This is a genomic window from Streptomyces sp. Act143, from assembly GCF_003143935.1.
Lineage (GTDB): Bacteria > Actinomycetota > Actinomycetes > Streptomycetales > Streptomycetaceae > Streptomyces.
Genome location: NZ_QFRX01000001.1, coordinates 7,014,876 through 7,036,874 on the forward strand (window position 1 = coordinate 7,014,876; position 21,999 = coordinate 7,036,874).

Consider the following 21,999-nt stretch of genomic DNA (forward strand, 5'->3'; position numbering starts at 1 on the left):
TCATCCCCCGCCCAGCGATTCGCCGGGGGTTCTGCCCAATAACGGAGGCCAGGGCCCCGCACCCTGCCTCAGCCAGCCCACGCGCTCCCGCTGCCTGCGGATACGGCGCTCGGCCGAACTCTCGACCACCTGGTCACCGACCGGCGCCGGTGGTGCTCCCGGATCCGCCGGGCCGGTACGGGAGTCGACCATCACGGCCGCCACGGTGTGCCGCAGCGACTCCGCGGAGCCGACCTCGTGATGCGACGCGCCGAGCAGCCGGGCCGGCGTCAGCGACAGCCTCTCCCGCAGGTCCGCGGCGCCGCGCCAGCTCTCCTCGTCCAGGCGCGACAGCACCACGAGGACCGCGGTGATGCGCGTGCGGGTACGGGCCAGCCGGTTCCACAGCGTCGAGAACGCCCCGTCCTTCGACAGCCACGGATCGACCAGCACCAGCACGATCGCGGACTCGGGGACGCCGGACAGGACGTCCGGGTCGTCCAGGTCCGGGGTGAGGACGGTCAGTCTGTCCGTCCCGCACGCGTACACCGCATGTCCGGCCACCGAGACGGCGGGTTCCTCACTGTGCGGACGAAAGGGCCGCCACTGCTCGGGGCTGTCGCCGTACGCCGTCACGGAGGTGCGCAGCCGGGCCATCCGCTCCCTGGTGCCGGCCAGCAGGACGAGCACCACCTGGGGTTCGTCGCCGGACGGCCGGGAGGGGCGCGTGTCCTGGTGCTGCTGCGGAGCCGCCGTCCGGCGTGGTCCGAAGTGGGACGGCACCCGACGGCTGTCCGCCTCGGTCATGGCGGGCAGGGTCGCCCTGGCGGCCCGCACCAGACGCTCGGCGACCCGCCTGACCAGGCTCCGGTAGCGCTCCCGGCGGCCGGGGTCCTGTTGCAGGCCCAGGACTCCGGGTCCCTCGTACTCCTCGTCGACGATGTGCCCGGTGTTCGCCACCAGCCGTGGCAGCACCAGCCCGTCGGTCCGCCAGACCACCCCGACGAGGCAGTCCGGCTGCTTCCCGGTCTGCCGCGCCCGGCGGTCCATGCGTTCCCGGAAGACCGACCACTCCCGTGCGCACTGGGGGTCGTCGAGGTACTCGGAGGAGTACAGCACCAGCATCGAACGGCAGGACAGGACCATGGGGTCGGGGCCCGCGATGGGCTCCGCGGGCTTCAGACGGCCCTCGTGCGCGGGGCGATGGCCCAACACGCTGTAGATCTCGTTCTGGACATCGATGTGAAACCGTTGGACCGGCCCTCGATCACCGGTCGAACTGGCATAGCTGGTGTAGAACAAAGGCCCCACTGCGACCCCCCAAGGGCCTGCCTCCTGGACGACCACGGATCGGTCTCTGCCCCATAGCCTCACATCGGCATCGGCGCGCGCATCCGCTTCGACATGCTGGTGCGGCGACGTCAATTGAGGTCTAGCATAGGGATTTTTGCCGCGCGCGAGCCCGGGAAAACTCGACATCAGGTTTGGTCTCCCTCGATGAAGAGTGAAGCGTCGGTAATTCGCGCTGGTCGGCGCCCCTGCGCTCGCCGGGTGTTACGCAAAGCCGTCCTCATACGGTCAACCGCGCCTGGATGTGCCGAATGAGCAGGGAGAGATCCCTGCAATACACCGAGGGGTTGGCGAGGCCGCGACCTCGCCCGTGGCGGTGAGCACGAAGTCCTCCGCCGCAGATGGTCACCAGGGAGCACGCGCGACACGTGCGGCACAGTGATTCCACCCCGTGCTCCGGAACCCCGGGAAGGGACAGTGCGGCATCGAACGAGTGGCTGAATATCGAGCCTCCGGAGTATGCGGCGCCGTCCGCGACAGCGTTCAGCGACCCGGCCCAGGTGATCGCTCCGTCCGACTCGATCACCACGGCGGCGGCGGGCAGCGTCCCGATCAGCTCGGTGCTGCTGCCGGCACCGTACCGGCACATGGCCATGATCGATTCGAAGGGGCGGACCCGCATCGGACGCCCGGTCTGCCACCACCGGTCGAAGGCGGCGCACAGCCAGCTGCCGTGCGGTGCCGAAGGTGTGCCGGCACCGGGTGCCGGATGGTCCCAAGTGCCGTGCGGCAGCAGGAAGTCGATGGCCGGCGGACGGTGGGCGGCCAGGGCGTCGAAGGTGCCGACCGGGTCGCCCGCCTCGGGGTCCACCACGCACAACAGCCCCGCGAACAGGTGCCGGTAGCGGGGGTCGCGCAACCGGGCGAGGGCCGCCGTCGTCTGTGCGTGCGGGTTGGTGTCGCGACTGCCCGCCGGACCGTGCCGGTGGCGGTTGTGCGTCCGTTCGTCGCCGTCCAGGCTCACCCCCACCCGGATGTCGTGGCGCAGCAGCAGCTCCAGGGTCCGCTCGTCGAGCAGGAGCCCGTTGGTCTGGAGGATGACCTCGGTCGAGGCTCCCGCCGCGCCGACGGCCTCCCGGGCTGCGACGGTGAGTTCGGCGATCACGTCCCCGCCGGCGAGCAGCGGGTCGCCGCCGTGCAGGATCACCCGGACGTGCCGGAGTCCGTGTTGACGTACGTGCTCCGCGATCCGCCGGGTCAGCCGTGCGCGCACATGCCCCGGCATGGTCCGCGGACGCGTGCGCCACCCGGTGTCCTGCAATTCGTAGATGTAGCAGTAATCGCACGCGAGGTTGCAGCGGCTGTGCAGCTTGACGACGAATTGGTCGAATGCCTTCAGCCGGGTCCGGCCTTCGGTGGTCACTGAAATAAGCGGCTTTGGCCAAGGGGTGAGGGGTGGAGCTGTTTCGTCCCATGCGGGCCCGTAATCCCCGACGGTTTCCCCGTATTGCAACAGGTGTTCCACCCTGACCCCCGATCATCCCGAGGGGGCCGGCGCACTTCCGGGCCGCAACCGACCGCGGCATGGTGCTCGTAGACGTCCCCCGCTCACCGTAGGGGGAGCCGGAGAACACCGGAGAGGTCTCAACTGGCCAACGTCAGACGGATTTCGGCGTGACCGGGGGTGCCGCAGGGCAAGGGGGAGTGGAGGGGGCAGCCCATGTCGAACTACTTCATCACGAGTTACGCCCGCAGGGAAAACGAATCGTACGTGGGGCGATTCCACAAGGAACTGGCCCGAGCCGTCCAGGACCGGACCGGGCACGAGATCCGCGCGGTGACGTGCCGCGGCGGCGACGCCAACAGCGCGCTCGTCGCGCGGGCGGACGTGCTGGTCGCGCTCTGCTCACCGGCGTACTACGACGACCCCGGCTGCGGAAAGGACTGGGCGCTCTTCCAGCACCGCCTCGACTTCGTCCAGCCCTACGCACGCCTCCAGGGCCCGCCGCCCGCCCGGGTGCTCGTGCGGTGGCGGCCGGCCGACCCGCCGGGCAAGCTGCCCCGAGCGCCGGTGCTGTGCGCCGACCCCCTCGACGACTACGCCCGCCGGGGCCTGGACGGCATCATCGCCACCTCCGGCTGGAACTCCGGCGACTACCGCAAAGCCCTCCGGGAACTCGCGGCCCGCGTGTGCGCCGGCCACGAGCACCGGCCGCCCGGCCTGTCCCCGCAGAGCCTCCCCGACCCGCCGCAGGCGTTCCCCCTGGCCCGGGCCGTCCCCGGACCCCGTGCCGCCGACCTCACCGCACCCGCTCCGGCCCCGCCGCCGCACCCGCCGTCCGCGGCCGACCGGCAGCAGCCCCGCGTCTTCATCTCGTACGCCCACTCCGACGACCAGCCCGGCCACGGCGCAACCGTCCTGGCCCTGGCAGAGCTGCTGAGACAGCGCGGCATCAACGCCCGGACCGACCACGCCGCCGCCGAGGAACCGCAGATCTGGCGGCAGTGGATGCAGGACGAGCTGAACCGGGCGCAGTACATCATCACGGTGGCCTCACCCGCGTACCGGCGCCGGTCCGAGCTGCGGGAGCGGGCAGGCGTGGGACACGGGGTGACCTGGGAGGTCGGCTACGTCCTGGACGAGGTGTACGCGCATCCGCAGACCTGGGTCAAACGCATCCTCCGGGTCGTCCTGCCGCCCTATGACCGGGACGCCCTGCCCGTCTTCCCCGGGTCCGGCTCCGCCACGTACTACCGCATCGATCCGGCGACCGGGGGCGGCGCGCTGGACGCCCTGGTGCGGTATCTGAAACGCGGTCCGGCTCCGTCCTGACCCCGGCGCGGACAGCGCTGGAAAAAAACTCGAGAAGCCGTGCAACCCTCCCCCCGCCTGCCGAGTCGTACTTGGCATCAGGACTTCTGGGGAGGGGATCTGGGGGGATCGCGGGGGTTCTGATCTGGAGGGGGAAAGACCGAGGGGGCCTGGTCGACGGACCAGGCCCCCTCGAAGCATCTCCGGGGTTCTCGGGGCCCGTCCTCCGGGCGGACGACGCGACCCTCACCGCAGGCCCTAGAAGAACACCCCGCACCGCAGCAGCACGTTCGCGTACGGCCGCGCCTCCCCGGTCCGCACCACCAGCCGCGCCCCCGCCGACAGCTCCTTCAGCCGCTCGTGCGGGACCAGGTCGAGGGCACCGGGAAACTCACTCTCCAGCAGCTGCGCCGCCTCCGGATTGGCCTCCCGCACCTCGAAGGCCGCCGTGGCCCCTTCCACGACCAGCTCCGCCAGCAGCCCCTCCACCACCTCCGCGAAGGACGGCACCCCCGCCCGGAAGGCGAGGTCCACGACCCGGGGGCCGTCGGGTATCGGCATGCCGGCGTCGCAGACCAGCACCCCGTCACCGTGGCCCAACTCGGCCAGCGCACCCGACAGATGACGGTTCAGGATTCCCGCCTTCTTCACAGCGCGTCGACCTCCTCAGCGGTCGGGAAGGACACCTGTGCGCCCTCCTTCGTCACCGCCGCCGCCCCGACCCGGGCCGCGTACGCCGCCGCCTCCGCCAAGGAGGCCCCCGTGCCCAGCCGGTAGGCCAGCGCCGCCGTGAACGCGTCACCCGCGCCGGTCGTGTCCACCGCGTCCACCTCGAGCGACGCCACCCGGCTCACGCCGTCCTTGGAGGCCACCAGCGCGCCCTTCGACCCCAGCGTCACGACCACCGACCGCGGCCCCTTCGCCAGCAGGATGCGCGCCCAGTCCTCGGGGTCGTCCCCGATCGCCGAGTCGCCCAGGATCACCTTCGCCTCGTGCTCGTTGACGATCAGCGGGTCGCAGGCCGCGAGCAGCACGGCGGGCAGCGGGCGCGGCGGGGAGGGGTTCAGTACGAAACGGCTGTCCGGCGCGAGGCTCGCCGCCACCGCCACGACCGTCTCCAGCGGGATCTCCAGCTGCGCCGACACCACCCGGGACGCGTGGAACAGACTCCCCGCCGCCCGCACGTCCTCCGGCGTGAGACGGCCGTTCGCGCCCGGTGAGACGACGATGCTGTTGTCCCCGGACGGGTCCACCGTGATCAGCGCGACCCCCGTCGGCGCCCCGCCGACCAGCACGCCCACCGTGTCCACGCCCGCCGAGCGCAGCGAGTCCAGCAGCAGCCGGCCGTGTCCGTCGTCGCCCACCCGGGCGAGGAGGGCCGTGCTCGCACCCAGCCGGGCGGCCGCGACCGCCTGGTTCGCGCCCTTGCCGCCCGGGTGGACGGCCAGGTCGGAGCCGAGCACGGTCTCCCCGGCCGCCGGCCGGCGCTCGACACCGATCACCAGGTCGGCGTTGGCCGACCCTACGACCAGGAGGTCGTAGTCGTACATGAAGTTGCTCCCCTATGAGATGACGTGAGCCGGCGGGCGCCCGTCACGGGCGTCCGCCGGCCGTTGGTCTCAGCCCGCGAAGTCGGCCACGTTCTCCTTCGTGACCACCTTCACCGGCACCATCACCGACTTCTCGACCTTGTCGCCCTCGGCCACCTTCACCGCGTTCTGCACGGCGATCCTGCCCAGTTCCGCCGGCTGCTGCGCCACCGACGCGTACAGCGTGCCTGCCTTGACGGCCTTCAGACCGTCCTCGGTTCCGTCGAATCCGATGACCTGGACGGACTTTCCGGCCTTGGCGCCGAGCGCCTTGATCGCGCCGAGCGCCATCTCGTCGTTCTCGGCGAAGACGCCGTCGATGTCCGGGTTGGCCTGGAGCAGGTTGGTCATGACGTCCAGGCCCTTGGTGCGGTCCCAGTCGGCGGGCTGCTTGGCGACGACCTCGATGCCCGGGTAGGCCTTGAGACCCTCGGTGAAACCGGCGCCGCGCTCACGGCTGGCGGAGGTGCCGGCCTGGCCCTGGAGGACGACGATCCTGCCCTTGCCGCCCAGCTTCTCGGCGAGGTCCTTGGCGGCGAGCTTGCCACCGGCGACGTTGTCGGAGGCGACCAGGGCCGCGGTGTCCGCGTTGTTGACCGCGCGGTCGACGGCGACCAGCGGGATGCCCGCCTTGTTGACGGCCTTGGCCGCCGGGGTCACCGCGTCGGAGTCGACGGCGTTGACGATGATCGTGCCGAGGCCCTCGCTGGTGAAGTTCTGCAGCTGGTTGGCCTGCTGCGAGGCGTCGTTCTGCGCGTCGGTGACCGTGAGGTCCACGCCCAGCTTCTTCGCCTCGGCCTGCGCACCGGCGCGGATCTGCACGAAGAACGGGTTGTTGAGGGTCGACAGCGACAGGCCGATCTTCTCGCTCTTCGCGTCCGACGTGCCGCCGTGCAGGAGGGACGTGGCGCCGACGATCGCCGCCGCGACCACGGCCGCCAGCACGTAGGTGGCCGCCTGCTTGCCCTTGTTGCCGCCGGTGCCGGCCGCGACCGGCGTCGCCCCCGCCTTGCGGCGGACGGTGTCGAGGAGCACCGCCAGCGCGATGACGACGCCGATGACGACCTGCTGCCAGAACGCGGACACGGACAGGAGGTTGAGGCCGTTCCGCAGCACCGCCAGGATCAGCGCGCCGATGAGAGTGCCGGACGCCTTGCCCGTGCCACCCGCCAGCGACGCACCGCCGATGACGACGGCCGCGATCGCGTCCAGCTCGTAGCCCTGCGCGGCCTGCGGCTGCGCGGAGGACAGCCGGGCGGCGAGCACGATGCCGGCCGCGGCGGCGAACAGACCGGAGAAGGCGTAGATCGCCAGCTTCTGCTTCTTCACCCGCAGACCGGAGAGGCGGGCCGCCTCCTCGTTGCCGCCGATCGCGTACATCGAACGCCCGATGTACGTCCTCCCGAGCACGAACGCCGTGATCAGACCTATGCCGACCATCACCAGCACGGGCACCGGCAGCCAGCCGCCGAGGGTGTCACCGAGGTGCGAGATCGACGAGGGGAACGCGATGGGGGAGCCCTGCGAGATCACCAGCGACAGGCCGCGCGCCACCGACAGCATGGCGAGCGTCGCGATGAACGGCGGCAGTTTGCCGTACGAGATCAGGAAGCCGTTGACCAGACCGCACGCTATGCCGGTCGCGATCGCGAGCAGCACGGCCAGGACGACCGGCATGCCCTCCGAGGTCGCGCTCCAGGCGAGGACGGTGGCCGACAGAGCGGCGACCGAGCCGACCGACAGGTCGATGCCCGCCGAGACGATCACGAAGGTGACACCGAAGGCGAGGATGGCGGTCACGGCCGCCTGGACGCCGACGTTGAGCAGGTTGTCGGTGGTGAGGAAGTCGCCGGACAGCGCCGACATCGCGATGACGAGGACGATCAGCGCGGTCAGCGCGCCGTTGTCGAGGAGCAGTCTGCGAAGCCCCGAGGCGCCACTCGCGCCCGGCGTGCTCTTGAGCGTGTCAGTGGCCACGGGGGGCCTCCTTCTTGCTGGTGGGGGTGGAGACGGCGAGCGCCATGACGGCGTCCTGGGTGGCCTGGTCGGCGGCGAGTTCACCGGCGATCCGGCCCTGAGCCATGACCAGGACCCGGTCGCTCATGCCGAGGACCTCGGGGAGATCGCTGGAGATCATCAGCACGGCGGCACCGGCCGCGGTGAGTTCGTTGATGAGCTGGTAGATCTCGACCTTCGCGCCGACGTCGATGCCACGCGTCGGCTCGTCGAGGATCAGCACCTTGGTGTCGGCCAGCAGCCACTTGCCGATGACGACCTTCTGCTGGTTGCCGCCGGACAACGTCCGCACGTGCTGGCCGAGTCCGGCCATCCGCACGCCCAGCTGCCCGGCGATCCGGGCGGCGGCCTCCCGCTGCCCCTTGAGGTCGACGAGCCCCGCGCGCGTGGCCGAACGCAGCGTCACCAGACCGAGGTTCTCCTCGACGGACGCGTCCAGGACGAGCCCCTGGCCCTTGCGGTCCTCGGGGATCAGCCCGATGCCCGCTGCCATGGCCGCGTTGACGTCGTGCCGCTTCAGGGCGGACCCGGCGACCTTCACCGCGCCCCTGTCGTACGGGTCGGCCCCGAACACCGCGCGCACCACCTCGGTGCGCCCGGCGCCGACCAGCCCCGCGATGCCGACGACCTCACCGGCGTGCACCTCGAAGGACACGTCGTGGAAGACGCCGTCCCGGGTGAGGCCCTCGACGGTGAGCAACGCGGCACCCGTCTCGGGCTGTTCACGCGGGTACTGCTGCTCGATGGACCGCCCGACCATGAGCCGTACGAGCTCGTCCTCGGGCGTGGACGCGGGTACCTGGCCGACGGACTTGCCGTCCCGGATGACCGTGACCCGGTCGCCCAGGGCGGCGATCTCCTCCAGGTGGTGCGTGATGAAGACGATCCCGACGCCGTCCTCGCGCAGCGTGCGCACGATCGCGAAGAGCTTGTCCACCTCCTCGGAGGTGAGCACGGCGGTCGGCTCGTCCATGATCAGCACGCGGGCGTTCAGACTCAGCGCCTTGGCGATCTCGACCATCTGCAGGCGTGCGATGCCGAGTTCGCGCACCCGCGCGCGGGGCGAGACGTGGACGCCCACACGCGCGAGCAGGACCTCGGCGTCGGCCTCCATCTTCTTCCGGTCGATCATCCCGAGGCGGCGCGGCTGGCGGCCCAGGAAGATGTTCTCGGCGACCGTCAGGTCGGGAACGAGGTTGAACTCCTGGTAGATGGTGGCGATGCCGAGGCGCTCGGAGTCCTGCGCGCCATGGATGCGCACCTCCTCGCCGCCGGCCAGGATGCGGCCCTCGTCGGGCGTGTAGGCGCCGGAGAGCATCTTGATGAGGGTGCTCTTGCCCGCGCCGTTCTCACCGAGGAGGACGTGCACCTCGCCCCGGCGCAGGTCGAAGTCGACGCCGTCCAGCGCGACCACGCCCGGGAAGGTCTTCCGAATGCCTTCGATGCGCAGCAACTCGTCCGGGTTGCTCACGACGTGCTCCTGTTCCTTGCAGGGGACGGCTCCGAAGAAGCCGGCGGCTCCGAGGAGACCGGCGGTTCCGGTGAAGCCGGTGGCTCCGATGAAGCCGGCGGCTCCGACGGGACCGGCGGCTCCGAAGAAGCCGGCTCGCCGCACGAGCGGCGTACGACGAGACGGGCGGGGAGGGTGACGGACCGCGGGTCCCGGCCCTCGATGCGGTCGACGAGCGCGCGCACGGCGGCGCGTCCCAGCTCGCCCGTGGGCTGGGCGATCGCGGTGACCGGCGGATCGGTGTGCACGAACCACCGGATGTCGTCGAACGCGGCGAGCGCGATGTCCTGCGGAACCCGCAGCCCACGCGCGCGCACGGCGTCCAGCGCGCCGAGCGCCATCAGGTTGTCGGCGGCGAACACGACCTCGGGCGGCTCGGGCAGGTCGAGGAAGCCCTCGGTGACCCGCCGCCCGCTCTCGGCCTGGAAGTCGCCCTGTCCTATGTAGGCCTCGGGGAGCGGGATGCCGTACTCGGCGAGGGCCTCGCGGAAGGCCTCGACGCGCTCGCTGCCGGTCGTGGTGGCGGCGGGGCCCGCGATGATCGCGAGCCTGCGGTGCCCGAGCGCGTGCAGATGCGCCACCAGGTCCCGGACGGCGGCCCGGCCGTCGGCCCTGACCACCGGCACGTCCACGCCCGGGATCCACCGGTCCACGAAGACCATCGGCGTCCCCGCGCGCGCGGCGTCCAGCATCAGCGGGGAGCCGCCGTCGGTGGGGGAGACCAGGAGGCCGTCGATACGGCGGTCCAGCAGCGTCCGTACGTGGTGGTCCTGGAGGTCGGGCCGCTCGTCGGCGTTGCCGATGATGACGCTGTAGCCGAGCGCGCGGGCCTCCTCCTCGACGGAGCGGGCCAGTTCGGTGAAGTACGGGTTGAGCACGTCGCTGATGACCAGGCCGAGGGTGTGGGTCTGGTCGGTGCGCAGCGACCGGGCGACGGCGTTCGGGCGGTAGCCCAGCGCCTCGACGGCGGCCAGCACGCGGTTGCGCGCGTCGGCGCTGACCGACGGATGGTCGTTCAGGACGCGCGAGACCGTGGCGACGGAGACCCCCGCCTCGGCAGCGACGTCCTTGATGCTCGCCATCGCCGTTCCACCTCCTTGTGGATCGATCGTGATCGGTTGTGCAACCGGTTCATGGAATCGATTACATCGATCTGTACGGAGGATTGGAATCGATTACACGGCGATTAATCAAGCCCTCAACCACATCCCGAGACCTGATCGTGATAAACGGGCGCTCAGGTGAGCGGGGGGCGGGGCGCTCAGCTCAGCGGCAGTCGCATGATCGTCAGGTCCAGCCACCGCCCGAACTTGATGCCGACCTCCCGGACGGTCCCCGCGTGCTCGAACCCGAACCGCTCGTGCAGCCGGACGGACGCGGCGTTCCCGGCCTCGATGCCGGCGACCATCACGTGGTGCCCGGCCGCACGGGCCGAGGTGATGACGGCGTCCAGCAGGACGGAGCCGATGCCCAGTCCGTGCCGCCCCTCGCGGACGTAGACCGAGTTCTCCACGGTGTGGCGGTAGCCCTCCTTCTCCCGCCACGGCCCGTAGGTCGCGAAGCCGACCACCTCCCCGTCCGCCTCGGCGACGAACGCGGAACCGCGGTCCAGGTGGGCATCCAGCCAGGCGGCCCCCTCCGCCGCGGACAGGGTGCGGTCGGTCCACAGGGCCGTGGAGTGCTCGATCGCGTGGTTGCGGATCTCCCGGACGGCCTCGGCGTCCCCGGGGAGTGCCGGACGCACCGTCACGCCGGTGGCGGACTTCTCGTATATTGGATTCATGTCCAACATAGTAGATCCCCTGGTCCGCCAGATCGCCGCACGCGTGCGTGCCGAACGGGAACGCCGCCGCTGGACCCTGGCCCAGCTCGCCGAGGCGTCCGGCGTCTCCCAGGCGATGATCAGCCGGATCGAACGGGAGGAGAGCAGCCCCACCGCGGTCGTCCTCGGCAAGCTGTCGGCCGCGTTCCGGCTCAGCGTGTCGTCGCTGCTGGCGCCGCTGGAAGGCGGGGCCGCGACCGATGAGGAGCGGGTGCGTCGGCAGGCCGACGCGGCGGAGTGGCGCGACCCCGGGACGGGCTACCGGCGCCGCCAGATCACCAGCCCGCGCTTCCCCGCGGAGATCGCCGAGATCCGCCTGCCCGCCGGAGCCCAAGTCCCTTACCCCGCCGCCGCGTTCGCGTTCATCCGGCAGGTGGTGTGGGTGCTGGAGGGGCAACTGACCTTCCACGAGGGCGACCGCGTGCACGAACTCCACCCCGGCGACACGATCGAACTCGGCGAACCGGCCCCCCGGACCTTCGCCAACGACACCGACACCGAGTGCCGTTACGTCGTCGTCCTGGCCCGCCACCAGCAGCCGTGACCCGCACCCGCACGCCTCTCGCGGCGCCGGAGACCGCGACCCGCGGACGCGCGCCCCTTCTCGCCGCCGTGGCCGGCACGGCGATAGCCAACAACTACGCCGTCCAGCCCGCCCTCACCGACATGGCCGCCGAGTTCGACGTCCCGCTCCAGGTGATCGGCCTCGTCCCGACCGCCGCGCTGCTCGGCTGCACGACCGGCTTCGCGCTGCTGCTCCCGCTGGCCGACCGGATGGCACCGAACCGCCTGATGGCCACTCAACTGAGCGCCTTGGCCGCATCCTTGACGCTGGCGGCGACCGCACCCGCTGCGAGCGTGCTGCTCGTGGCCTACCTGTTCGTCGGCGCGACCGCCGGGGTCGCCGCGCAGGCGGGCACGATCGCGGGCCGCCTCGCCCCGCCCGGACGCCGGGCCGGTGCCGTCGCCACGGTGGCCGCCGGGATGTCGGCCGGCATGCTGCTCAGCCGGCTCGTCGGAGGCGCCCTGGCCGACGCCCTCGGCTGGCGGTGGATGCTGCTGGTGTGCGCCGCCCTGGTTCTGCTCTGCGCGCTCGCCACCGCGCGACTGCTTCCCGGCGAACGTCCGCCCGCGCGCGGGCGCTACCTCGCCGCCCTCTCCGCCCTGCCCCGCCTCTTTCGTCAACACCCGTCCCTGCGCCGGGCGGTGGCCGCCGGAGGCCTCTGGTACCTCGCCTTCAACCTCGTCTGGGTCGCCCTGGCCCTCGCGCTGGGCCGCCCGCCCCACTCCCTCGACGCCACCGAGATCGGCCTCTACGGCCTGGCCGGCCTCCTCGGCTTCCTCGCCCTGCCCCCGGCCGGACGCCTCGCCGACCGGCACAGCCCCCGCACCGTCATCACGGCCTCGCTGCTGACCGCCGCGACCGGCACCGCCCTGCTCGCCACGGGGCTGGACCGTCCCTGGGTCACCCTCGCCGGCCTGGCACTCTTCGACGCCGGCGCGTTCGCCGCCCAGGCCGCCAACCAGAGCCGGATCATGGCCCTCGACCCCGCCCGCAGCGGCAGCCTGAGCAGCGTCTACCTGGTCGTGTACTTCACCGTGGGGGCCCTCGGCACGACGATGGCGGCGCCCCTCGTCGAAACCCTCGGCTGGCCCGGTACCGCGCTCACCGCGCTCGGCGCCCTGCTGGCCGCGGCGGTGGTGGTGACCGTACCGACCCGGGAGCGGGGTCCTTCCGCGGGCCGGTGAGCCGAGGCGGGCTTTTCCACAGGCCCGGTGAGCTGTCAGTGCGGCCCGGTACCGTCGGATCATGGCTCAACAGGCGGAAAACGCGACGGGCGAGCGGCGTCTCGCCGTCCTCGAAGGCGTGCTGGAGCGCATCACGTACGCCAACGAGGAGAACGGCTACACCGTCGCGCGCGTGGACACCGGCCGCGGCGGCGGCGACCTCCTCACGGTGGTCGGCGCGCTGCTCGGCGCCCAGGTGGGGGAGTCCCTCCGGATGGAAGGCCGCTGGGGTTCCCATCCCCAGTACGGCAAGCAGTTCACCGTGGAGAACTACACGACCGTCCTGCCCGCCACCGTCCAGGGCATCCGCCGCTACCTCGGCTCGGGGCTGGTGAAGGGCATCGGGCCGGTCTTCGCCGACCGCATCACCCAGCACTTCGGCCTGGACACCCTCCAGATCATCGAGGAGGAGCCCAAGCGCCTCATCGAAGTTCCCGGCCTCGGCCCGAAGCGGACCCAGAAGATCGCCGACGCCTGGGAGGAACAGAAGGCGATCAAGGAGGTCATGCTCTTCCTCCAGACCGTCGAGGTCTCGACGTCGATCGCGGTCCGGATCTACAAGAAGTACGGCGACGCCTCCATCTCCGTCGTCAAGAACCAGCCCTACCGCCTCGCCGCCGACGTGTGGGGCATCGGCTTCCTCACCGCCGACAAGATCGCCCAGTCCGTCGGCATCCCGCACGACAGCCCGGAGCGCGTGAAGGCGGGCCTCCAGTACGCCCTGTCCCAGGCCACCGACCAGGGCAACTGCTACCTCCCCGAGGAGCGCCTGATCGCCGACGCGGTCAAGCTCCTCCAGGTCGACACCGGCCTGGTCATCGAGTGCCTGGCCGAGCTGGCCGAGCCGGACGAGGACAGCGGAGAACCCGGCGTGGTCCGGGAGAAGGTCCCCGGCGAGCACGGCGAGCCGGTCACCGCGGTCTACCTCGTCCCCTTCCACCGCGCCGAACTCTCCCTCTCCGCCCAGCTGCTGCGCCTGCTGCGCACCGACGAGGACCGCATGCCGGGCTTCCGGGACGTCGTCTGGGACAAGGCGCTGGCCTGGCTGAAGGGCCGTACGGGAGCCGAGCTGGCGCCCGAGCAGGAGGCCGCCGTCAAGCTCGCGCTGACCGAGAAGGTCGCCGTCCTGACCGGCGGCCCCGGCTGCGGAAAGTCCTTCACCGTCCGCTCGATCGTGGAGCTGGCGCGGGCGAAGAAGGCGCGGGTCGTCCTCGCCGCCCCCACCGGCCGCGCCGCCAAGCGGCTGGCCGAGCTCACCGGCGCCGAGGCCTCCACCGTCCACCGCCTCCTGGAGCTGAAGCCCGGCGGCGACGCGGCGTACGACAAGGACCGCCCGCTCCAGGCCGACCTGGTGGTGGTCGACGAGGCGTCCATGCTGGACCTGCTGCTCGCCAACAAACTGGTGAAGGCGGTGCCGCCGGGCGCGCACCTGCTGTTCGTCGGCGATGTCGACCAACTGCCGTCCGTCGGCGCGGGCGAGGTGCTGCGCGACCTCCTCGCCGACGACAGCCCCGTCCCCGCCGTCCGTCTCACGCGCGTGTTCCGGCAGGCCCAGCAGTCCGGTGTGGTGACCAACGCCCACCGGATCAACGCCGGACAACACCCCGTCACCGACGGTATGAAGGACTTCTTCCTCTTCGTCGAGGACGACACGGAAGAGGCCGGGCGGCTCACGGTCGACGTGGCCGCCCGTCGTATTCCGGCCAAGTTCGGGCTCGACCCGCGCCGGGACGTCCAGGTGCTCGCGCCCATGCACCGCGGCCCCGCCGGCGCGGGCACCCTCAACGGCCTGCTCCAGCAGGCCATCACCCCGGGCCGGCCCGACGTGCCGGAGAAGCGGTTCGGCGGCCGGGTCTTCCGGGTCGGCGACAAGGTCACCCAGATTCGCAACAATTACGAGAAGGGCAAGAACGGTGTCTTCAACGGCACCGTGGGCGTGGTCACCTCGCTCGACCCGGTCGACCAGCGCCTGACGGTGCTGACGGACGAGGACGAGGAGGTGCCGTACGAGTTCGACGAACTGGACGAGCTGGCCCACGCCTACGCGGTCACCATTCACCGCTCCCAGGGAAGTGAATATCCGGCCGTGGTGATCCCGGTCACCACCGGGGCCTGGATGATGCTCCAGCGGAACCTGCTCTACACCGCGGTCACCCGGGCCAAGAAGCTGGTCGTCCTGGTCGGCTCGCGCAAGGCGATAGGCCAGGCGGTGCGCACGGTGTCGGCGGGGCGGCGCTGCACGGCACTGGACTTCAGGCTTCTCATCAAAAAATGATCGATCAAATGAGTCATGAAGGTCACAGAGCCCTTCCGGAACCGGTTCGGGAGGGGCAGGATGGGCAAGTTGGCGGCACTGAGTGCCGCCAATAGGCCCAATGGTCGACCCCCAGTGCACTCTCCTGCGCCGAATGGGGGATGGTAGAGACAGTCAGGGCAACCTCGAAGATGAGGCACAACGTCGGGTGAGGGAAGACGTGAGCGACAACTCTGTAGTAGTGCGGTACGGCGATGGCGAGTACACCTACCCGGTGATCGACAGCACCGTCGGCGACAAGGGCTTCGACATCGGCAAGCTCCGCGCCCAGACCGGGCTGGTGACGCTGGACAGCGGCTACGGCAACACGGCCGCGTATAAATCGGCGATTACCTACCTCGACGGCGAGGCGGGCATCCTCCGCTACCGCGGCTACCCGATCGAGCAGCTGGCCGAGCGCTCCACCTTCCTGGAGGTGGCCTACCTGCTGATCAACGGTGAGCTGCCGACCGTCGACGAGCTCTCCGTGTTCAAGAACGAGATCACGCAGCACACCCTGCTGCACGAGGACGTCAAGAACTTCTACCGCGGCTTCCCGCGCGACGCGCACCCGATGGCGATGCTGTCGTCGGTCGTCTCGGCGCTGTCCACCTTCTACCAGGACAGCCACAACCCGTTCGACGAGAAGCAGCGCAACCTCTCCACGGTCCGTCTGCTCGCCAAGCTCCCGACGATCGCCGCCTACGCGTACAAGAAGTCGGTCGGCCACCCGTTCGTCTACCCGCGCAACGACCTCGGCTACGTCGAGAACTTCCTGCGCATGACGTTCTCGGTCCCGGCGCAGGACTACGAGCTGGACCCGGTCGTCGTCTCCGCGCTGGACAAGCTGCTCATCCTGCACGCCGACCACGAGCAGAACTGTTCGACGTCGACCGTCCGCCTGGTCGGCTCGTCGCAGGCGAACATGTTCGCCTCGATCTCGGCCGGCATCTCCGCCCTCTGGGGCCCGCTGCACGGCGGCGCCAACCAGTCCGTCCTGGAGATGCTGGAGGGCATCCAGGCCTCCGGCGGCGACGTCGACTCCTTCATCCGCAAGGTGAAGAACAAGGAGGACGGCGTCCGCCTGATGGGCTTCGGCCACCGGGTCTACAAGAACTTCGACCCGCGTGCCAAGATCATCAAGGCCGCCGCCCACGACGTCCTGTCGGCCCTCGGCAAGTCCGACGAGCTGCTGGACATCGCCCTGAAGCTGGAGGAGCACGCGCTCTCCGACGACTACTTCGTCTCGCGCAGCCTCTACCCGAACGTCGACTTCTACACGGGCCTCATCTACCGCGCGATGGGCTTCCCGACCGAGATGTTCACGGTCCTCTTCGCCCTTGGCCGTCTCCCGGGCTGGATCGCCCAGTGGCACGAGATGATCAAGGAGCCGGGTTCCCGCATCGGCCGTCCGCGCCAGATCTACACGGGCGTGGTCGAGCGCGACTTCGTCCCGGTCGAGGAGCGCTGACCGTTGCGCTGAGCCGCAGAGGTCACACCGGGCCCCGTCGCCGACACCGGCTGCGGGGCCTCGTCGTATGCGCAAGGCGGCAAGGAAAAAAGAAGGCGCCCTGGCGCCGGTCCCCCCACGGGCCGACGTCCAGGGCGCCTTCCCATGTCCCGGTGCGGATTCCCCCCACGGGATCCGGCCGGGCGCCTGTGAGAAAGCAGCGCCTGAATCGCTGCGTTGAGCAGAACGAGCAGAACTCGTCGTACTCCTGTTGTGTCACTGCGGTTACTGCGGTGTGCGATCTGCCGGGACAGCGCACGGTCGGGAGGGCCGCTCAAAGCTTCCCGACGTACGTGTCTGTCCCGGCAACGCATCTCTGAGGAAGTCCCCCAAGACATCCCCAGATGCCAGGATGCGCCCCCCAAGACGCGGCCTGACATCGTCAACTTAGACCTTCGAACCCCTTCGATGGTTACGTTCACATCACTGTGATCTGCGTCTCTTGCATTTGTCCGTTTGATACGCAAGGGGCCGAAACGTCGATCGGGACCCAAGCGTAAGGAAGATGCGCGAGCCTTGTGAAGAGCTTATGTGAGCGGCGCGCCGGACTCCAGAGGGCCCCCTCAACGGAACGACCGCAATCGGAGGCTGTTCGTCACCACGAAGACCGAGGAGAACGCCATGGCGGCGCCCGCGATCATCGGATTCAGGAGTCCCGCGGCGGCCAGCGGCAGCGCCGCCACGTTGTAGCCGAACGCCCACACCAGGTTCCCCTTGATCGTGGCCAGCGTCCGCCGCGCCAGCCGGATGGCGTCCGCGGCCACCCGCAGGTCCCCGCGCACCAGCGTCAGATCGCCGGCCTCGATCGCCGCGTCCGTCCCGGTGCCGATCGCCAGCCCCAGATCGGCGGTGGCGAGCGCGGCGGCGTCGTTGACCCCGTCGCCGACCATGGCGACGACCCGCCCCTCGCCCTGCAGCCGCCGTACGACGTCGACCTTGTCCTCGGGCAGCACCTCGGCGACCACGCGCGAGATCCCGACCCGCTCGGCCACCGCCTCCGCCACCGTCCGGTTGTCCCCGGTCAGCAGCACCGGGGTCAGCCCGAGCGCCCGAAGCTCCCGTACCGCCTCGGCGCTGGTCTCCTTCACCGCGTCGGCGACGGCCACGACGCCGCGTGCCGCCCCGTCCCAGCCGACCACGACGGCCGTACGACCGCCCCGCTCGGCTTCCTCCTTGGCGCGGGTCAACTCCTCCGGCAGGGCGTCGAGGAGGCGCCCCACGGCCACCTCATGGCCTTCCACGCGCCCGCGCACCCCCCGCCCGGGGACGTTCTCGAACCCCTCGGCGGCCGGCAGCGGCCCCACCCGCTCCGCCGCGCCGGCGGCGACCGCCCGCGCGACGGGATGCTCGGAGGCGTGCTCCAGGGCGCCCGCGAGCCGCAGCACCTGCTTCTCGTCGGCGCCCGGGGCGACGTAGACCTCGTGCAGGGACATCCGGCCGGTGGTGACCGTGCCGGTCTTGTCGAGGACGACGGTGTCGACGCGGCGCGTGGACTCCAGGACCTCGGGGCCCTTGATGAGGATGCCGAGCTGCGCGCCGCGGCCGGTGCCGACCATCAGGGCGGTCGGGGTGGCCAGGCCCAGCGCGCACGGGCAGGCGATGATCAGGACGGCGACGGCCGCGGTGAACGCGGCGGCGGTGTCCCCGGTCGCGCCGAGCCAGCCGCCGAAGGTGGCCACGGCGATCGCGATGACCACCGGCACGAAGACGGCCGAGATGCGGTCGGCGAGCCGCTGCACCTCGGCCTTGCCGTTCTGGGCCTCCTCGACCAGCCTCGCCATCCGCGCGAGCTGGGTGTCGGCGCCCACGCGCGTGGCCTCCACGACCAGCCGCCCTCCGGCGTTCACGGTCGCGCCCGCGACCGCGTCCCCGACGGTCACGTCCACCGGCACCGACTCGCCGGTCAGCATGGCCGCGTCCACGGCCGAGACGCCCTCGACGACGGTGCCGTCGGTGGCGATCTTCTCCCCGGGCCGTACGACGAAACGGTCGCCGACCGTGAGACGGGAGACGGGGACGCGGATCTCGCGGCCGTCCCGCAGGACCGCCACGTCCTTCGCGCCCAGTTCCATCAGGGCGCGCAGCGCGGCCCCCGCCCGGCGCTTGGAGCGGGCCTCCAGATAGCGGCCGAGCAGGATGAACACGGTGACGCCCGCGGCCACTTCGAGGTAGATGGTGGAGGCGCTGTCCATCCGCGAGACGGTGAACGCGAACTCGTCCTTCATGCCCGCCATCCCGGCGTCCCCGAAGAACAGCGCCCACAGCGACCAGCCGTACGCGGCCAGCGTGCCCAGCGAGACGAGGGTGTCCATGGTGGCCGCGCCGTGCCGGAGGTTGGTCCAGGCGGCCCTGTGGAAGGGCAGTCCGCCCCAGACGACGACGGGGGAGGCGAGGGTGAGGGCCAGCCACTGCCAGTTGTCGAACTGGAGAGCCGGGATCATCGACAGCAGGACGACGGGCACGGCGAGGAGGGCGGAGACGACGAGCCGCTGTCGCAGCACCGTCAGCTCCGGGTCCTCCTCGGGGGCCGGCTCCTCCGCCGGGGGCGCGGGCTCCTCGGCCGTGTACCCCGTCTTCACCACCGTCGCGATCAGATCCGCGACCTCGACGCCCTCGGCGTAGCTGACCTTCGCCTTCTCCGTCGCGTAGTTGACGGTGGCGGTCACGCCGTCCATCCGGTTGAGCTTCTTCTCCACGCGGGCGGCGCAGGAGGCGCAGGTCATGCCGCCGATGACGAGTTCGACCTCGGCGTGCGGGCCTGTCGGGGCGGTGGTGCCGGCCATGTCCGTACTCCAGGGGTGGTGCTCAGGCCTTGCTTCAGGGGTGGTGTCAGGCCTTGCCGACGAGCTCGTAGCCGGCCTCGTCGACGGCGGCGCGCACGGCTTCCTCGTCCAGCTCGGCGGCGGACACGACGGTGACCTCACCGGTGGCGGCGACGGCCTTCACGGAGCTGACGCCGGGGATCTCGGAGATCTCGCCGGAGACCGAGCCCTCGCAGTGGCCGCAGCTCATGCCGCTCACCTTGTAGACGGTGGTGACCTGGGTGTCGCTCTGGGCGGTCATCTCGTTCTCCTCTTCGAGGCGTGTGGGTTCTGCGGGACCCGCGGTGGCGTCCACGTGTTGCACACTATACCCCTAGGGGGTATTTCTCCAAGAGGGGTCGCGGCGGGCCAGCGACCGCACCCAGGCCACCCCGAACAGCGAGACGAGCACCAGCAGCCCGACCGAGAACAGCGTGAAGAGGTGTTCCTGCTGGTCGGTGGGGCGCGGCAGATAGCCCTGCGCGAACAGCTCCTTGTCCAGCCCCGTGCTCGTCAGGTGCGCCACCAGCCAGATCGCGATGCCGTGTGTCGAGTCCCACAGTGCGTGCAGCAGCGAGACGCCGACGTAGGTGCCGATCACCGGAGCGGCGAAGCGGAAGTGCCCGTTCGGGCGGCGGTACGACAGCAGCACACCGCCCGCGACGGCCGTCCACAGGCCGTGTCCGAAGGGGGCGAGCACCCCGCGCAGGATCTCCGTCTCCAGCAGGGCCCGCAGATCGATGCCCTCAGTCGTGACGGCGGCGTTGAAGGCGTACCCCGCGCTCTCCAGTGCCGCGAACCCGAAGCCGACGGTCGCCCCCAGGACGAGCCCCGCCCGCATGCCCCGCAGCCGGACCTGCCGGCGCAGCACGACCATCAGCGCGCCCAGCTTCACCGCCTCCTCGATGAGCCCGACGCCGACGAACATCCACAGGGACGGGTGGAGCAGGTAGTACTCCATGACCGAGGCGCCGAGGACGCCGAGCGTGCCGCCGGTCAGGAAGCAGCCGAGGATGACGCTCACCCCGAGGTCGCGGCCGTGGCGCTCGTACGCCCAGAGCACGAAGGTCACCGGCACCAGGAAGCTGCCGAGCAGGATCAGGGTCGGCAGCAGGGTGGTGTTCTTCGTGGCGTACGTGACCAGCGCGGTCAGCGCCCACAGCGCCAGCCCGCCCCACAGGCAGCGCCGCCACAGGCCCGCGCGGATCTGCGGATACGTCGGCGGCGGCTGCTGCGGGCCGGGGATGCGGGCCTGGGGTGCGCCGGGCGGCGGGGAGTAGCTCACGGCAGGTCCTCGGGTCGGGGGCGAAGTGTGCGTGATGCTCGGCTCGATGGTGAAGTGGGTGCAATGTGAGGATTTGCCGGAACCCTATGGTAAGTACCCCCTATGTCGCAGGCCGGGACGCTCATCCTGATCATGTCCATCGCGGTGCTGGCGCCCCTGCTGGCCTACGGGATCAGCCGCCGGCTGCCGGTGCCGCTCGTCATCTTCGAGATCCTGCTGGGCATCCTCGTCGGCCCCGACGTACTGGGCTGGGCGGGCGACGGGCAGGTCATCGACACCCTGTCCGACCTGGGGCTGGCGATGCTGATCTTCCTGGCCGGGTACGAGATCGAGTTCGACAAGGTCCGCGGCGACACCCTCAGGCGCTCGCTGTGGGCCTGGCTGATCGCGCTGGTCGTCGGACTGACCCTGGCCTCCGCCCTCACCGGTCTGTCGAAGGGCGTCTACCTCGGCACCGCCCTCACCAGCACCGCCCTCGGCACGATCCTGCCGGTGCTGCGGGACGCCGGCCATCTGCACACCCGGTTCGGCTCGGTGATGATGGCGTTCGGCGCGGTGGGGGAGTTCGGGCCGATCATCGCCATGGCGCTGCTGCTCAGCGGGCGTTCACCGGGCCGCTCGACGGCGGTGCTGGCGGCCTTCGCGCTGCTCACGGCCGCCGCGGTGTGGTGGGCGATGCGACCGCGCCCGCCGTGGTTCCCCCGGGTGATCGCCAAGACCCTGCACAGCAGCGGCCAGTTCGCCGTACGCCTGGTCGTCCTGCTCCTCGCGGTGATGCTCGGCATCTCCCAGGCCCTCGGCCTCGACACGCTGCTCGGGGCCTTCGCCGCCGGGCTGCTCACCCGGCTGGTGCTGCACGGGGCGGCGCCGGAGAGCGCGGGACCGGTCCTGGAGAAGGTCGAGGCGATGGGGTTCGGCTTCCTGGTGCCGGTGTTCTTCGTGGTCACCGGCATCGAGTTCGACCTGGACGCGCTGCTCTCCGGCGGCCGGGCGCTGCTGCTCCTGCCGGTCTTCCTGCTGCTGTTCGTCCTGGTCCGAGGCCTGCCGGTGTATGTCCTGGCGCCGCGTGACCTCGTACCGCGGGACCGGCGCGCCCTCACCCTCTACGCGTCCACCGCGCTCCCCCTGGTCGTCGCCATCACCACGATCGGCGTCGACGACGGCGTCCTGAAGACCGACGAGGCGGCCGCGCTGGTCGGCGCCGCGATGCTGTCGGTGCTGCTGTTCCCGCTGGCGGGGCTGCGGTTGCGCGGGGAGAAGAGGGTGGTGGAAGAGCCGCTCGGGGGGTCGGAGTCGTGGTGAGG

Annotated in this window: 17 protein-coding genes; 6 read left to right on the plus strand and 11 right to left on the minus strand. The window is 71.0% G+C overall.

What is annotated here, in order from left to right; genetic code table 11:
• Together fsxC and DI272_RS32110 are read right to left on the minus strand one after the other, a co-directional pair.
• Positions 1–1,194: an FxsC protein gene (gene fsxC / locus DI272_RS32105; RefSeq protein ID WP_181387380.1), complete on the minus strand. Its 1,194-nt coding sequence runs from the start codon at positions 1,192–1,194 to the stop codon at positions 1–3.
• A gap of 355 nt (positions 1,195–1,549) precedes the next feature.
• Positions 1,550–2,794, minus strand: coding sequence for an FxsB family cyclophane-forming radical SAM/SPASM peptide maturase (locus tag DI272_RS32110; protein WP_219933862.1), 1,245 nt, complete (start codon positions 2,792–2,794; stop codon positions 1,550–1,552).
• Positions 2,795–2,989: 195 nt separating this feature from the next.
• Between DI272_RS32110 and DI272_RS32115 the strand changes: the two genes are divergently transcribed.
• The gene (locus tag DI272_RS32115) at positions 2,990–4,102 is read left to right on the plus strand and encodes a toll/interleukin-1 receptor domain-containing protein (RefSeq protein WP_109498671.1); all 1,113 of its coding nucleotides are present in this window, start codon (positions 2,990–2,992) and stop codon (positions 4,100–4,102) included.
• A 237-nt stretch (positions 4,103–4,339) separates the two neighbouring features.
• On the opposite strand, the gene rbsD is transcribed toward DI272_RS32115, so the two are convergent.
• The 6 genes from rbsD to DI272_RS32145 all read right to left on the minus strand — a co-directional run bounded on the left by rbsD (position 4,340) and on the right by DI272_RS32145 (position 10,979).
• Entirely contained in the window at positions 4,340–4,732 is a 393-nt protein-coding gene (gene rbsD, locus DI272_RS32120) for a D-ribose pyranase (RefSeq protein ID WP_109498672.1), read from the minus strand.
• Entirely contained in the window at positions 4,729–5,631 is a 903-nt protein-coding gene (locus DI272_RS32125; RefSeq protein ID WP_109498673.1) for a ribokinase, read from the minus strand. The genes rbsD and DI272_RS32125 overlap by 4 nt, the downstream gene beginning before the upstream one ends.
• Before the next feature lie 69 nt (positions 5,632–5,700).
• On the minus strand, positions 5,701–7,647 hold the full coding sequence (locus DI272_RS32130; RefSeq protein WP_109498674.1) for a substrate-binding domain-containing protein: 1,947 nt from the start codon (positions 7,645–7,647) through the stop codon (positions 5,701–5,703).
• Positions 7,637–9,157, minus strand: a complete 1,521-nt coding sequence (locus tag DI272_RS32135; protein WP_109501163.1) for a sugar ABC transporter ATP-binding protein — start codon at positions 9,155–9,157, stop codon at positions 7,637–7,639. The genes DI272_RS32130 and DI272_RS32135 overlap by 11 nt, the downstream gene beginning before the upstream one ends.
• The gene (locus tag DI272_RS32140; protein WP_109498675.1) at positions 9,154–10,278 is read right to left on the minus strand and encodes a LacI family DNA-binding transcriptional regulator; all 1,125 of its coding nucleotides are present in this window, start codon (positions 10,276–10,278) and stop codon (positions 9,154–9,156) included. Before DI272_RS32140 ends, DI272_RS32135 begins: the two co-directional genes overlap by 4 nt.
• Positions 10,279–10,457: 179 nt before the next feature.
• Complete coding sequence (locus tag DI272_RS32145) at positions 10,458–10,979, minus strand: GNAT family N-acetyltransferase (protein WP_109498676.1); 522 nt, start codon at positions 10,977–10,979, stop codon at positions 10,458–10,460.
• Here DI272_RS32145 and DI272_RS32150 point away from each other — a divergent pair.
• From DI272_RS32150 to DI272_RS32165, 4 genes are all read left to right on the plus strand, one after another.
• Entirely contained in the window at positions 10,978–11,562 is a 585-nt protein-coding gene (locus tag DI272_RS32150) for an XRE family transcriptional regulator (RefSeq protein WP_109498677.1), read from the plus strand. The two genes, DI272_RS32145 and DI272_RS32150, sit on opposite strands and share 2 nt — an antisense overlap.
• A complete protein-coding gene (locus DI272_RS32155; protein ID WP_109498678.1) occupies positions 11,559–12,767 on the plus strand; it encodes an MFS transporter in 1,209 nt (402 codons plus the stop codon). The genes DI272_RS32150 and DI272_RS32155 overlap by 4 nt, the downstream gene beginning before the upstream one ends.
• Before the next feature lie 61 nt (positions 12,768–12,828).
• Positions 12,829–15,081 carry an ATP-dependent RecD-like DNA helicase gene (locus DI272_RS32160; protein WP_109498679.1) on the plus strand — a complete coding sequence of 751 codons (2,253 nt, stop codon included), beginning with the start codon at positions 12,829–12,831 and terminating at the stop codon, positions 15,079–15,081.
• A 199-nt stretch (positions 15,082–15,280) separates the two neighbouring features.
• Positions 15,281–16,570: a citrate synthase gene (locus DI272_RS32165; protein WP_109498680.1), complete on the plus strand. Its 1,290-nt coding sequence runs from the start codon at positions 15,281–15,283 to the stop codon at positions 16,568–16,570.
• 602 nt (positions 16,571–17,172) lie between these two features.
• Here DI272_RS32165 and DI272_RS32170 read toward each other — a convergent pair.
• The 3 genes from DI272_RS32170 to DI272_RS32180 all read right to left on the minus strand — a co-directional run bounded on the left by DI272_RS32170 (position 17,173) and on the right by DI272_RS32180 (position 20,695).
• Complete coding sequence (locus DI272_RS32170) at positions 17,173–19,392, minus strand: cation-translocating P-type ATPase (protein ID WP_109498681.1); 2,220 nt, start codon at positions 19,390–19,392, stop codon at positions 17,173–17,175.
• A gap of 46 nt (positions 19,393–19,438) precedes the next feature.
• Positions 19,439–19,672, minus strand: coding sequence for a heavy-metal-associated domain-containing protein (locus tag DI272_RS32175; RefSeq protein ID WP_109498682.1), 234 nt, complete (start codon positions 19,670–19,672; stop codon positions 19,439–19,441).
• 72 nt (positions 19,673–19,744) lie between these two features.
• Complete coding sequence (locus DI272_RS32180; RefSeq protein WP_109498683.1) at positions 19,745–20,695, minus strand: PrsW family intramembrane metalloprotease; 951 nt, start codon at positions 20,693–20,695, stop codon at positions 19,745–19,747.
• Positions 20,696–20,797: 102 nt separating this feature from the next.
• On the opposite strand from DI272_RS32180, the gene DI272_RS32185 reads away from it, so the two are divergent.
• Positions 20,798–21,997, plus strand: a complete 1,200-nt coding sequence (locus DI272_RS32185; protein ID WP_109498684.1) for a cation:proton antiporter — start codon at positions 20,798–20,800, stop codon at positions 21,995–21,997.
• Positions 21,998–21,999 lie beyond the last annotated feature (2 nt).

Excerpts from the sequence above, each read along its gene's own strand:
- DI272_RS32115 (WP_109498671.1), top strand. The coding sequence starts at position 2,990 with ATGTCGAACTACTTCATCACGAGTTACGCCCGCAGGGAAAACGAATCG.
- DI272_RS32125 (WP_109498673.1), bottom strand. The coding sequence starts at position 5,631 with ATGTACGACTACGACCTCCTGGTCGTAGGGTCGGCCAACGCCGACCTG.
- DI272_RS32140 (WP_109498675.1), bottom strand. The coding sequence starts at position 10,278 with ATGGCGAGCATCAAGGACGTCGCTGCCGAGGCGGGGGTCTCCGTCGCC.
- DI272_RS32150 (WP_109498677.1), top strand. The coding sequence starts at position 10,978 with ATGTCCAACATAGTAGATCCCCTGGTCCGCCAGATCGCCGCACGCGTG.
- DI272_RS32145 (WP_109498676.1), bottom strand. The coding sequence starts at position 10,979 with ATGAATCCAATATACGAGAAGTCCGCCACCGGCGTGACGGTGCGTCCG.
- DI272_RS32160 (WP_109498679.1), top strand. The coding sequence starts at position 12,829 with ATGGCTCAACAGGCGGAAAACGCGACGGGCGAGCGGCGTCTCGCCGTC.
- DI272_RS32170 (WP_109498681.1), bottom strand. The coding sequence starts at position 19,392 with ATGGCCGGCACCACCGCCCCGACAGGCCCGCACGCCGAGGTCGAACTC.
- DI272_RS32175 (WP_109498682.1), bottom strand. The coding sequence starts at position 19,672 with ATGACCGCCCAGAGCGACACCCAGGTCACCACCGTCTACAAGGTGAGC.
- DI272_RS32185 (WP_109498684.1), top strand. The coding sequence starts at position 20,798 with ATGTCGCAGGCCGGGACGCTCATCCTGATCATGTCCATCGCGGTGCTG.